This is a genomic window from Pseudomonas sp. TH10, assembly GCF_016651255.1.
GTDB lineage: Bacteria > Pseudomonadota > Gammaproteobacteria > Pseudomonadales > Pseudomonadaceae > Aquipseudomonas.
This window is the reverse complement of the sequence record NZ_JAEKEG010000069.1, coordinates 47,027-59,934: the sequence shown is the minus strand read 5'-3', so window position 1 is coordinate 59,934 and position 12,908 is coordinate 47,027. Positions and strand designations below refer to the sequence as shown.

Genomic DNA, 12,908 nt, shown 5'->3' with positions numbered 1-12,908 from the left:
CGGTTACACAACAACGGGCGTCCCGACAGTCATTGCCATGGCGGTCAGCCGCGACTGCTGGAGATCGGCCGAAGTGGCTGTCAATGGACAGCGGCCCTGGCCTTGGCCGACGGCTGCACCCTGGCCGCTGGCGCGACGCTTGGAGGCTGTGAAGCTGACTTCATACTGGCCCGGCATCTGCCGGATGGGCAACTCGATCACCAGTTCGGTGATGGCCTCGGCTGGGTCCGCACCCGGCTGAGTCGCAACCTGGACACAGCGACTTCACTGACTGCACAAACAGATGGCGCGATCGTCGTTGGGGGTTATTCGCTCGACGGCAATTACCGGGCGATTGTGGCGCGCTATCTGGGGTGAATGACGCACGGGGACTTTGCCTGCACTTGATATTCCGCTGGTCTTACGGCAACTTGCGCGCTTCTTAAAACAAGGAGCAGCCGATGTCCGGTTCAATGGCCCAGGCGTTCGCGCAAAACTTTCTCGGGCACTCGCCACGCTGGTACAAGGCGACCATCGTCGGTTTCCTGATCCTCAATGCGCTGGTGTTATGGACGGTCGGCCCGGTCGCTGCCGGCTGGCTGCTGGTGATCGAATTCATTTTCACCCTGGCGATGGCACTCAAGTGTTATCCGCTGATGCCGGGCGGGCTGCTGCTGATTGAAGCGCTGCTGCTGAAGATGACCACACCGCAGGCGTTGTATGACGAACTGGTGCACAACTTCCCGGTAATCCTGCTGCTGATGTTCATGGTGGCCGGTATTTACTTCATGAAAGACTTGCTGCTGTTCCTGTTCTCCCGGCTGCTGCTCGGCGTGCGGTCCAAGGCATTGCTCGCGCTGCTGTTCTGCTTTTTATCGGCGTTTTTGTCGGCCTTTCTCGACGCCCTGACCGTGACCGCCGTGATCATCAGCGCAGCGGTGGGCTTTTATTCGGTGTACCACCGCGTGGCCTCGGGCCATGACCCACGCCTGGACAGCGCTTTCTCCGACGACCGTCATCTGCCGCAACTGCATCACGATGACCTCGAGCAATTTCGCGCCTTCTTGCGCAGCCTGTTGATGCACGGCGCCGTCGGCACAGCACTGGGCGGTGTTTGCACCTTGGTGGGCGAGCCGCAAAACTCTGCTGATTGGCCACGAGATGGGTTGGCACTTCGCCGAGTTCTTCCTCAAAGTGGCCCCGGTTTCCTTGCCGGTGCTGGTAGCGGGCCTGGTGACCTGCGTGCTGCTGGAAAAGCTGCGCTGGTTCGGCTACGGCACGCTGTTGCCGGACAACGTGCGCGCCGTACTGGCCAACTATGCCGCAGAAGATAACGCCGAGCGCACTTCTCGCCAGCGTGCTGCACTGGTCGTCCAGGGCCTGGCGGCGCTGATCCTGATCGGCTGCCTGGCCTTCCATGTGGCCGAGGTGGGGTTGATCGGGTTGATGGTGATCGTGCTGATCACGGCATTCACCGGCATTACCGACGAACATCGCATTGGCAATGCCTTCAAGGACGCCATGCCCTTCACTGCACTGCTGGTGGTGTTCTTTGCGGTGGTAGCGGTGATCCACGATCAGCAGTTGTTCGCGCCGTTGATTCAGTGGGTGCTGGCCCTGCCCGTCAGAGCAGCAACCGGGCATGTTGTTCATTGCCAACGGCCTGTTGTCTGCCATCAGCGACAACGTGTTTGTCGCAACCATTTACATCACCGAGGTCAAGCAGGCGTTTGTGTCGGGCCATATGAGCCGCGAGCACTTCGAGACCCTGGCGATTGCGATCAACACCGGCACCAACCTGCCGAGCGTGGCGACGCCTAATGGCCAGGCGGCATTCCTGTTCCTGCTGACCTCGGCAATCGCGCCGCTGATTCGCCTGTCGTATGGGCGGATGGTGTGGATGGCGTTGCCGTACACCGTTGTGATGGGCGTGCTCGGGTGGTATGCGGTCAGCTATTGGTTGTAACCACAGAAACCTGTGCGGCCACGCGCCCCTGTGGGAGTAAGGCTTACTCGCGATGAGGCTGGTGAATCTGGCTTCAATGGCGCCCGACAGGGCGTCATCGAGCGAGCCTTGCTTCTACAGTGCGGCGCGGTGTGGGTGGTTGAGGATGTACTGCTCAATCGCCTGGGCCACGCCGTCTTCGGTGTTGGGGGCGGTGACCACGTCAGCCTGGCGCTTTACCGCCTCCTCCGCCTGACCCATGGCAATCGACAGCCCCGCACAATGGAACATCGCCGGGTCGTTGCCGCCGTCACCGATGGCAGCGGTGTGCTCCAGCGGCACGCCAAGGTGTTTGGCCAGGGTCGCCAATGCCGTGCCTTTGTTGGCTTCCAGCGCGGTGACATCCAGATACACCGGTTGCGAGCGCGAAACCTGCGCCATGCCGTTGACCTTGGCCAACAATCGCGCCTCCAACTCAACCAACAGTTCAGTGTTGTTGCTGGTCGCGACAATCTTGTCGATGCGCTCCAGGTACGGCTCGAAGCTCTCAACCACCACCGGCGGATAGCCGAGGCCATGCTGCTCGCGCGGGACCATCGGCCCGTGCGGGTCCTTCAGCAGCCAGTCGCCACCGCTGAACACCCAGATTTCGACATCCGGCTGATCGGCGAAGGTTGCCAGCGCAATCAGCGCGGTGGTCGCCGGCAGGTAATGCGCCACCAGCAAACTGCCGTCCGGGTTGACGATGGTGCCGCCATTGAACGCCGCTGTCGGCACATCAACGCCCAACGCCTCGATCTGTTGCAACATGGCTTTCGGTGGACGCCCGGTGGCCAGGCTGAACAACACGCCGGCCTCGCGCAACGAACGGACAGCATCAAGGGTGCGCTGGCTCAGGGTGTGATCGGGCAGCAACAGCGTGCCGTCCATGTCACTGAGCAGAAAACGGATAGGTTGTTTCGGCAAATCACTCATCCGAGACCATGCCAGACGCGGCCATCGCGAGTCAGCAGGTCTTCGGCAGCTTGCGGGCCATCTTCACCGGCGGCGTAGGTCTGAATGCTTGCGTCCTGCTGCCAGGCATCAAGGAACGGTTGCACCGCACGCCAGCCGTTCTCGATGTTGTCGGCGCGCTGGAACAGCGTCTGGTCGCCGGTCAGGCAGTCGTAGATCAGCGTTTCGTAGCCGGTCGACGGCTGCATCTCGAAGAAGTCTTTGTAGGCAAACCCCAGCTCGATGTTAGCCATGTTCAACGCCGGCCCCGGCCGTTTGGCCAGCAGGTCGAACCACATGCCTTCGTTGGGCTGGATCTGGATGCGCAGATAGGTCGGTTGCAGCTCGTCGACTTCGGTGTCGCGGAACTGCGCGTACGGCGCCGGTTTGAAGCAGATGACAATCTCGGTGTCGCGCACGCTCATGCGTTTGCCCGTGCGCAGGTAGAACGGCACGCCGACCCAGCGCCAGTTGTCGATCATCACCTTCAGGGCGACATAGGTTTCGGTGCTGCTGTCGGGTGCAACGTTGGCTTCTTCGCGGTAACCGTTCAACGGCTTGCCGCCGACTTCACCCGCGCTGTACTGACCGCGCACCGAGTTGGCCCGAGCCTCTTCGACGGTCCACGGGCGGATCGCACCGACCACTTTGGCCTTCTCGCCACGCACCGCATCGGCACCAAAAGCGGCCGGCGGCTCCATGGCAACCATGGCCAGCAACTGGAACAGGTGATTGGGCACCATGTCACGCAGCGCACCGGTGTGTTCGTAAAAACTGCCACGGGTTTCGACGCCGACGGTTTCGGCGGCGGTGATCTGTACGTGGTCGATGTAATGGTTGTTCCAGAACGCTTCGAACAGGCTGTTGGAAAACCGGCTGATCAGAATGTTCTGTACGGTTTCCTTGCCCAGGTAGTGATCGATCCGGTAAATCTGGTTTTCCGACATCACCTTGAGCAGGCACGCGTTCAAGGCCTCTGCAGTCTGCAGGTCGGAGCCAAAAGGCTTTTCGATCACGACGCGGCGAAACGCTTCGGGGGTTTCTTCGAGCAGCTTCGCCGCGCCCAGTCGACGCACCACTTCGCTGAAGAAACGTGGCGCGGTGGCCAGGTAGAACACCGCATTGCCGGTGCCGCTGGCGGCGATTTTCGCCGCCAGGGCTGAATAGGTGCTGTCGTCCAGGAAATCGCCCTGGACGTAGCTGATACCTTTGGCGAGCTTGGCCCACAAGGCCGGATCAAGCATCTGATCGCCCTTGCCGACCTTCGCCGCCGCTTCGGTACGGATGAAGTCTTCGAGCTTCTGCGCGAAGGCCTCATCGGTAATGGCGTTGTGGTCAACGCCGACGATCCGCAGATTCTCGTCAAGCAGGCCGTCGCGACTGAGGTTGTACAGCGCTGGCATCAGCAAACGCTTGACCAGGTCGCCGTGGGCACCGAACAAAAACAGCGTGGTCGGTGGTGCGGGTTCTGCCTTGGATTTTCTACGGATCGTATGGGTCATTTCTTCGGTGTCTCCACGTGGCCGCCGAAGCCGAAGCGCTGGGCCGAAAGAATCTTGTCGCCAAAGGTGCCTTGACCGCGCGAACGGTAGCGCGAGAACAGCGAGTTCGACAGCACCGGTACCGGCACCGCTTGTTCCATGGCCGCTTCGATGGTCCATTGACCTTCGCCGCTGTCGGCGACGGAACCGGAGAAACCGTCGAGTTTCGGATCGCTGGCCAAGGCATCGGCGGTCAGGTCGAGCAGCCAGGACGACACCACACTGCCACGACGCCACACTTCGGCGATGTCGGCGACGTTGAGGTCGAAACGCTGATCTTCCGGCAGACGCTCGCTGGACTTGGTCTTGAGGATGTCGAAGCCCTCGGCGAACGCGGCCATCATGCCGTACTCGATACCGTTGTGAATCATCTTCACGAAGTGGCCCGCACCGGCAGGGCCGGCGTGGATGTAGCCGTGTTCGGCACGGTGGTCGTCGGACTTGCGATCCTTGGTGCGCGGGATATCGCCCATGCCAGGCGCCAGTGCGGCGAACAGCGGGTCGAGGCGCTGCACGGTTTCAGCGTCGCCGCCGATCATCATGCAATAGCCGCGCTCCAGGCCCCAGACGCCGCCGGAGGTACCCACGTCGATGTAGTGCAGGCCCTTCTCGGCCAGGCTCTTGGCCCGACGGATATCATCCTTATAGTTGGTGTTGCCGCCGTCGATGATGGTATCGCCAGCTTCAAGCAGAGTGCTCAGGGTGGCGATGGTGTCTTCGGTCGGCGCGCCGGCCGGCAGCATGACCCAGACGGCACGTGGCTTGGCCAGGCCGGCAACCAGTGCCGGGAGGTCGGCGACGCCGGTGGAGCCCTCGGCGACCAGGTTATCGATGAAAGCGGTATTGCGGTCGTAAACAACGGTGGTGTGACCGTTGAGCATCAGACGCCGCGCAATATTGCCGCCCATGCGGCCCAGTCCAATAATCCCGAGTTGCATGTGCTGATGCTCCTTACTACAAATAAATGTGTGTCATTGGTTATAGCCCAACGCGACTGATGGAGGTTAGTCAGACAGGTTGCGATGAAGTTTCCGTGCATTGTGCCCGAATCAGACTGATAACGCCCCGAAACGTGGCGAAGACACACCGACCACGAAAAATAAAAAAGTTCCCTTCGCGGGCAAAAGAAATCAAAATTGCAGCCGATAGTAAGTCAGCGCCCGACGTCGGGGGCAGGATCACAGTTGAAACACCATTTGCGAGGTGAGCAATGGGCACAGTACAAGCAGCACGGCCAGCACAAACTCTCTACGTCACGATCCGTCGTGATGAATTGCGCCAGTTCAAAGAAGAGCGCGACCTGCTGAAGCAGGAGCTTGCGCAATTGCGCCAGCTGACCCAAGGCCACCAGCCACAGGCCCTGCCAGTACTCCACCGCGCCTGACCGCCCTGCAGGGGCGAGCTCGCTCACGAAAAACGAGACGCCGCTGCGGGCCATCAGGCACCCAGCGTCATCGTTCACGCCCATAGCGGGCAAGCTGGCTCCTGCAACTCACAAACTTTTCACACCCGCTCATTGATACTCCTGCGCCATTGTGGCCGCTCGGTAGGCGTGCCGCGCCCGTTCGTCCACCAGTTTCCACTGGCGGCGGTCGACGATTATCTAGGCTGGAGTGCTGAATGGCATTGTTCAAACGCAGCAAAACGACTGCGACAGGTTTCGACTGGGCCGGACTTCTCTGGCTGTTCGTTTTCTTCTGGTACTTTTCCGGTATTACCCAGCTGCTGATTCAGTTGACCGGCACCTCCGGGTTCACCGGGTTCCGCCAGGCGTTCGTGATGAGCGCGATCTGGCTGGCGCCGATGTTGCTGTTCCCCAAGCGCACCAAACTGCTCGCCGCCGTGATCGGCATCGTGTTGTGGGCCTGCTCGATGGCCAGCCTGGGTTACTTCTTCATCTATCAGCAGGAATTCTCCCAGAGCGTCATCTTCATCATGTTCGAGTCGAACATCTCTGAAGCGGGCGAGTACATGACTCAGTACTTTGCCTGGTGGATGATTCCAGCGTTTCTTGCCCACACCTTGTTCGCCTACTTCCTCTGGACTCGCCTGCGCCCGGTGTACCTGCCCCGTGGCCGTGCGTTCGTGGCAGCCATGGCGATTATCGTGGCCGTCGTCGGCTATCCGCTGGTCAAGCAGACCATGCGCACCGGCAGCTTCGCCGGCGGTTTCGAAAAATTCGAAACACGCATCGAGCCTGCCGTGCCGTGGCAGATGGCCGTGGCGTATCACCGCTACCTCGACACCCTCGCCGAAATGCAGGGCATGCTGCACAGCGCCAGCAAGATCCCGCCGCTGCACAACCTCAAGGATGCCGGTGCCAATCAGCCTTCCACGCTGGTGCTGGTGATCGGTGAATCGACCAACCGTCAGCGCATGAGCCTCTACGGCTACCCGCGCAAGACCACGCCAGAACTGGACAAACTCAAGGACCAGCTCGCGGTGTTCGACAACGTCATCACTCCGCGCCCTTACACCATCGAGGCGCTGCAACAGGTGCTGACGTTTGCCGATGAAGAACACCCGGATCTGTACCTGTCGACACCGTCGCTGGTGAGCATGATGAAACAGGCCGGCTACAAGACCTTCTGGATCACCAACCAGCAGACCATGACCAAGCGCAACACCATGCTCACTACATTCTCCGAGCAGGCCGATGAGCAGGTGTATCTGAACAACAACCGCAACCAGAACGCGGCGCAGTACGATGGCGACGTAATCGAGCCGTTCAACAAGGCCCTGACCGATCCTGCGCAACGCAAACTCATCGTCGTGCATTTGCTCGGCACGCACATGAGCTATCAGTACCGTTATCCGCCGAGCTACGACAAGTTCCAGGATCGCGATGGTGTACCGGCCGGCGTGCGTGACGATCAGTTGCCGACCTACAACAGCTACGACAATGCGGTGCTGTACAACGATTTCGTGGTCTCCAGCCTGATCAAGGACTACGCCAAGTCCGATCCGAACGGTTTCCTGCTGTACCTCTCCGACCACGGCGAAGACGTCTTTGACTCGGTCGGCCACAGCACGCTGGGACGCAACGAAAACAAACCGACTGCGCCGATGTACACCATTCCCTTCATGGCCTGGGCTTCGCCGAAGTGGCGTGAAAACCATGACTGGAGCTTCGCCGGTGATCTCGGGCGGCCGTATAGCAGCTCGCAGTTGATCCACACTTGGGCGGACATGGCCGGTTTGAGTTTTGATGAGCTTGATCGCAGCAAAAGCCTGGTCAGCGACAGCTTCAAGCCGCGTCCGTTGCTGATCGGCAACCCGTATGAGCGTGAACAGCGAGCGTTGATCGACTTCAGCCTGATGAAACCCAAAACCGTGGAAGTCGTGCAGCATTAATGCTGCCAGGCACCCCGCAGCAAACAATATAATTATCGTTTATCACTAAATACTCGCCGCCCTCCTTCGTCTTTGAGCAAACGGAATTTTCCCTCAACGACAAGGAGTCGGCTGCGATGTTCGCGCCTATTACCCGTTCCATGACTTTAACCCTGGGCCTGTGCAGCGCTGCACTGAGCCCGGACCTGCTTGCCGACAGCGAAATTGAAAAGGCTCCGGTCGCCGGCGCCCTCGAGCTGACCGCCACCAGCGTCACCGCCGAAGGCTTGGGCACCACCACTGAAAACACTGATTCTTATACGACCGGCGCGATGAGCACGGCGACGCGGTTGAACCTGTCGATCAAGGAAACCCCGCAATCGGTGTCCGTGGTCACTCGTCAGCAAATGGACGATTTCAAACTCGGTACATTGTCCGAGGCCATGCGTCAGACCACCGGGGTCGTTGTGCAGCACCTCGATTCGGACCGCGTGAACTATTCGTCACGCGGTTATTCGATCAACAACTTCCAGATCGACGGGATGCTCAACACCTTCAGTTACATGAAGTCCGACTCCGACACCATCATCTACGACCGCATCGAAGTCGTGCGCGGCGCCACCGGCCTGACGACGGGCGCCGGGGATCCGTCCGCGACCATCAACATGGTGCGCAAACGCCCGACTGCGCAATGGCAGGCCAAGACCGGTGTCAGCGCCGGCAGCTATGACAATTACTACACCTACCTGGACGTTGGCGGGCCATTGGCCTTCGACGGGCGCCTGCGCGGCCGCAGCGTGCTGGCATACCGTGACAGCGACTCGTTCCGCGACAAATACCAGCAGCAACGGGAAGTCGGCTACGGCGTGCTCGAAGCTGATCTGACCGATGCCACCACCCTGGCGGTGGGTTACGACTACCAGAACAAACAGGTCCAAGGCAGTTCCTGGGGCACCGTGCCTTACTGGAATGCCGATGGCAGCAAGGCCGGTCTCGGGCGCTCGACCAACATGGCGACCTCGTGGAGTTCCTGGCCGCTGCGCGACAAAACCGCCTTCGCCACCCTCGACCAACAACTGGCGGGAGGCTGGAAACTCCGGGCGGCGTATACCCATCGCAAAAGTGACTCCGACGGCAAAACCTATTACGGCGGTGGAGGCTTTCCCGAGGCCGACCGCAGCGGCATGACCGCCTACATGGGCCACATGATCGGCGACCAGAGCATGAACGCCTATGACTTCAATGTCTCCGGGCCCTATTCGCTGCTCGGTCGTGAACACGAATTGATGTTCGGTTATGGCGAAGCGCAGCGCAGCGACAAAAACCCTTACACCGACGGTCCGATGGCTGATGACTACGCGATCGTGCCGGACTGGAAGTACATGGGCGATATCGGCAAATTCTCCGACACGGTGACCAGCCTCACCGGGTCCACCAGCAGCACCGAGCAGAAAGCCGGTTACCTGGCCACACGCCTGAGCCTGACCGATGAGTTGCACGCCGTACTTGGCAGCCGCTATGGCAGCTGGAAATCGTCGAGCACCACCAATAGTTACGACGCCAATCAGGTGTTGAGCGCAGTGGACGATACCAGCCAGAAACACAACGACATGTGGACGCCTTACGCCGGGTTGCTCTACGACATCACACCCGAGTACACCGCCTACGTCAGCTACACCGACATTTTCAAGCCGCAAACCAATCGCGACGCCAACCGCAAGTACCTCGAACCGGTAGTGGGCAGCAACTATGAATTGGGACTCAAGGGTAGCCTGCTTCAGGAGCGCCTCAACCTGGCTACGGCGCTGTTCTGGAGCGATCAGGACAACGTCGCCGAGCTCGACGATTCGGTGCCACCGGATCCGGTCACTGGAGAGGAGTTCTACAAGGCCAATGGCAAGGGCACCAAGGTCCGGGGTTTCGAAGCCGAACTGTCCGGCGAGGTGATGGCCGACTGGAACATGACCGCCGGTTACACCTATACCCACTCGGTCAACGGCGAAAAGAACCGCACCAACACCACCGCGCCCCTGAACATGTTCCGCCTGTCCACGGCCTATCGGCTTCCAGGCAACTGGCATGCGCTGACGGTGGGCGGAGCGCTTAACTGGCAAAGCGAGATCTACCGCGCCGCGAGTCGCCCGGTGGGGCGCAACGCTGCAGGCAATATCATCACCCAGCGCACCAACATCAGCCAGGACGCCTACACCCTGGTCAACCTGATGTCGCGCTACGAGTTCGACCAGCACCTGTCGGCGTCGCTCAACGTGAACAACCTGCTCGACAAGAAGTACTACGAGAACGTCGGCTTCTATAACGGCAACTACTGGGGCGACCCTCGTACCGTGACCCTGAGCCTGGACTGGAAGATTTAAAAGCAGTTAATTCCCAATTAACGGAATCGGCGGATAATGCCCTTTCAACATTGCTTCATGGAAGAAAGGGCACCCGAAACCTGTAGTGGGAGGCACACCATGAAATCTACAACCCTGATCCTCGCCAGTTTGATGATGCTGGGCACGACAGCCGCCTGGGCGGAAGGCGGCGCTGAACGCATGCGCTATTACTACGAGACCTTGCGATTGAGCCAGCAGGCGAATCAGCAACAGCCAGCGCCGCAGGTGCGGGTTCCGGACGATCAGACCGCACAAATGACGGAGCACTACAAACCATAACGAGCTCAAGGCTGTGGCGAGGGAGCCTGCTCCCCGCCTCGCCTGGTTCAGGTCTTACAGCGCCTTGGTCCAGAACAGCATGCGACCGTGGGCCGGATCGAACATCCCGGCGGCGAATCCGAATTTGCCATAAGACGCCTGGGCAATGGCGTTACCCTCCAGGACCTCCAGGGTGATCTTGCAGCAGCCGCGCTGGCGGGCGATGTCCTCGACCTTTTGCAGCATCTTCTGACTCAACCCCAAACCGCGAAATTTCTTCACGACGGCGACATCGTGCACATTGACCAGCGGCTTGCAGGCAAACGTCGAAAAACCCTCAAAGCAATTGACCAGACCGGCCGGCTCGCCGTTGACGAAAGCCAGGACGCTGAAGGCGTGTGGCCGCTTCGCCAGTTCGCCCGCAAGGTTTTCCAATACATCGACCGGCAGCGAATGTCCGCCTCCCATCGGGTCTTCTGCATAGTGGTTCAATACCAGGCTGATGGCCTCGGCATGCAGCGCATTGGTGTAGCTGGCCTGAAGTACCAGAATTTCTGCGGATTCCATTTCCATCCTCGATCACACGTGAAGTAGCAGCCTCTGAATCTATCAAGCGCGATCGCAAATCAAAAGCAATGCGGCCAATGTTGCTCCCACAGCATTGCATACCAGCCTGCCGATCAATGCCCCCAGATCAATGCCTCGGTCCATCCGAGCTCGGCAAAATCCTCAGCCCGTAAGCTCGCCTCCCCCACGCAAAAAACTCGTCCAGCTGCGGCGGCTGCACCGAGGTTGAGCTGAGCATTGCATGGACCTGCCCGCGATGGTGAATCTGATGTTCGAACAAGTGCGAGAGCATGCGCAATCGGCAATCATGCTGCGGCGTGTCACGGGCAATGGTCACGATCTTGCCCAGATCGCTATCGCGCATCTGCTCGCAATAAGCGATCAGCCGCCGGTCCACCAGCGCCTGTTCGCGCTGCAGATCGGCAGCCGTGGTGACAGGGCTCATCCAGGCTGAAGAACACCTGGCAATCGGGATGCGGATCGTCACCGCGCAACTCGCGCTCCAGCGCGTCCACGTAGAACCAGTCGCAGGTCAGGATGTGGTTCAAGGTGGCTGTGAGACTGGGGAAGAAGCTGACCCGTGGTGCCGCCAATTCCTCAGGGGCCAAACGGCCCCAGGCCTTGGCCAGTCGGTGATTGGCCCAGGCGTTTTGATACGCCATGGTCAACAAATGATGGGAAAGCGGCTGGGTCATGTCGGCGCCCTCTTCAATCAAGCTTCGGCAAAGCGCTGCAATTGCATCTCTTGCAGGCGACTGAGGGTGCGGCGGAACGGGAATTCCAGATAGCCCTCGGTGTACAGCGCGTCCATCGGCACGTGCGCCTCGATGTACAGCGGCACTTTGCGGTCGTAGCACTCGTCGACCAGCGCGATGAAGCGGCGCACGCCATCGTCGTGTACCGACAGCTGCGGTAATTCGCGATCACCCGCCACGACTCGCTCGGCGCCGTCTTCAGTACCTCGGGCGATTCGCCCTTCGCGCTTTTGTGCACTGAGGTTTGGCACCTCGCCCAACAGAATAGCGCTTGAAGGTGTCGCACAGGACCATGAAGTCCATCGCGGCGAAGGGTTGCTCGCACAGGTCGGCGTAACGACACCACAGCACGCTTTTGCTGGCCTGTACCACGGGCAGCGACCGGTGACCGACCGCGATCGGCTCGCTGGAGACCGACTGGCCGAGGGTCAGTGTCCGGAACACCTCGTGCAGGGCACTGGGCTGCCTGGGCTCTGCGACCCAGTAGCGCTGCAACCCGGTGCCCGGATGCAGGCGATGGTCTTCAGCGCCGTCCACTGCGATGACCTGCATGTGCGCCTTGATCGCGGCGATCGCCGGCACAAACCGATCACGGTTGAAGCCATCGGCATACAAATCGTCCGGCGGCAGGTTTGAGGTGCAGACCACCACCACGCCTTCGTCGAACATCACTTGAAACAACCGCCCCAGAATGATCGCGTCGCCAATGTCATTGACGAACAGTTCGTCGAAGCACAACACCCGCACTTCAGCGGCAAGCTCTTTGGCCAGCGCGCGTAGCGGATCGGCAATGCCGCTCAACTGGAACGAGCGCTGATGGACCCAGCCCATGAAGTGATGAAAATGCTGACGCCGGGCTGGCACGCGCAGGCTCTGATAGAACTGGTCCATCAACCAGGTCTTGCCGCGCCCGACCGGGCCCCACAAGTAAACGCCGGTAACGGCACGGGCCCCGGCGTGCAGGGCTTCGTGGCATTTTTGCAGCGCCCAGACGGCGTGCTCCTGAGCTTCATCCTGGATGAAGCCCTTGTGTTCGATGGCGTGCTGCCAAGCGCTGAGGGGGGCGTCGAAAGTCATGCGCGGCAGTATGCCATGAGCGCTTGGGCGCTAGCCGTCAGCCAGTGGAAAAATACCTTGACGA

At 60.2% G+C, this 12,908-nt stretch carries 8 protein-coding genes and 4 pseudogenes; 6 read left to right on the top strand and 6 right to left on the bottom strand.

Annotated features, from left to right (window positions below):
* Window positions 1-357 (top strand): annotated as a pseudogene (locus tag JFT80_RS11285) (hypothetical protein); the annotation flags it as partial.
* 83 nt (window positions 358-440) lie between these two features.
* Window positions 441-1,945, top strand: a pseudogene (gene nhaB / locus JFT80_RS11280) (sodium/proton antiporter NhaB).
* Window positions 1,946-2,059: 114 nt separating this feature from the next.
* On the opposite strand, the gene JFT80_RS11275 reads toward nhaB, so the two are convergent.
* The 3 genes from JFT80_RS11275 to gnd are packed head-to-tail and all read right to left on the bottom strand — an operon-like array spanning window position 2,060 to window position 5,396.
* Window positions 2,060-2,899 (bottom strand): HAD family hydrolase, encoded by an 840-nt coding sequence (locus JFT80_RS11275; RefSeq protein WP_201147908.1) that lies wholly within the window; start codon window positions 2,897-2,899, stop codon window positions 2,060-2,062.
* A complete protein-coding gene (gene zwf, locus JFT80_RS11270; protein WP_201147907.1) occupies window positions 2,896-4,419 on the bottom strand; it encodes a glucose-6-phosphate dehydrogenase in 1,524 nt (507 codons plus the stop codon). The genes JFT80_RS11275 and zwf overlap by 4 nt, the downstream gene beginning before the upstream one ends.
* Window positions 4,416-5,396, bottom strand: a complete 981-nt coding sequence (gene gnd / locus JFT80_RS11265) for a phosphogluconate dehydrogenase (NAD(+)-dependent, decarboxylating) (protein WP_201147906.1) — start codon at window positions 5,394-5,396, stop codon at window positions 4,416-4,418. Before gnd ends, zwf begins: the two co-directional genes overlap by 4 nt.
* Window positions 5,397-5,668: 272 nt before the next feature.
* Here gnd and JFT80_RS11260 point away from each other — a divergent pair, with 272 nt between their 5' ends.
* The 4 genes from JFT80_RS11260 (at window position 5,669) to JFT80_RS11245 (ending at window position 10,466) form a co-directional block, all read left to right on the top strand.
* Window positions 5,669-5,842, top strand: a complete 174-nt coding sequence (locus tag JFT80_RS11260; protein ID WP_201147905.1) for a DUF6026 family protein — start codon at window positions 5,669-5,671, stop codon at window positions 5,840-5,842.
* A gap of 236 nt (window positions 5,843-6,078) precedes the next feature.
* On the top strand, window positions 6,079-7,812 hold the full coding sequence (locus tag JFT80_RS11255) for a phosphoethanolamine transferase CptA (protein WP_201147904.1): 1,734 nt from the start codon (window positions 6,079-6,081) through the stop codon (window positions 7,810-7,812).
* 116 nt (window positions 7,813-7,928) lie between these two features.
* Window positions 7,929-10,166: a TonB-dependent siderophore receptor gene (locus JFT80_RS11250; protein WP_201147903.1), complete on the top strand. Its 2,238-nt coding sequence runs from the start codon at window positions 7,929-7,931 to the stop codon at window positions 10,164-10,166.
* Window positions 10,167-10,265: 99 nt separating this feature from the next.
* Window positions 10,266-10,466, top strand: coding sequence for a hypothetical protein (locus tag JFT80_RS11245; RefSeq protein ID WP_045061113.1), 201 nt, complete (start codon window positions 10,266-10,268; stop codon window positions 10,464-10,466).
* Between the two features lie 54 nt (window positions 10,467-10,520).
* Here the strand turns inward: JFT80_RS11245 and JFT80_RS11240 are convergent, their stop codons facing one another.
* The 3 genes and pseudogenes from JFT80_RS11240 to zapE all read right to left on the bottom strand — a co-directional run bounded on the left by JFT80_RS11240 (window position 10,521) and on the right by zapE (window position 12,844).
* Window positions 10,521-11,012 (bottom strand): GNAT family N-acetyltransferase, encoded by a 492-nt coding sequence (locus JFT80_RS11240; RefSeq protein WP_045061112.1) that lies wholly within the window; start codon window positions 11,010-11,012, stop codon window positions 10,521-10,523.
* 113 nt (window positions 11,013-11,125) lie between these two features.
* Window positions 11,126-11,707 (bottom strand): annotated as a pseudogene (locus tag JFT80_RS11235) (DinB family protein).
* Between the two features lie 17 nt (window positions 11,708-11,724).
* Window positions 11,725-12,844: pseudogene (gene zapE / locus JFT80_RS11230) on the bottom strand (cell division protein ZapE).
* Window positions 12,845-12,908 lie beyond the last annotated feature (64 nt).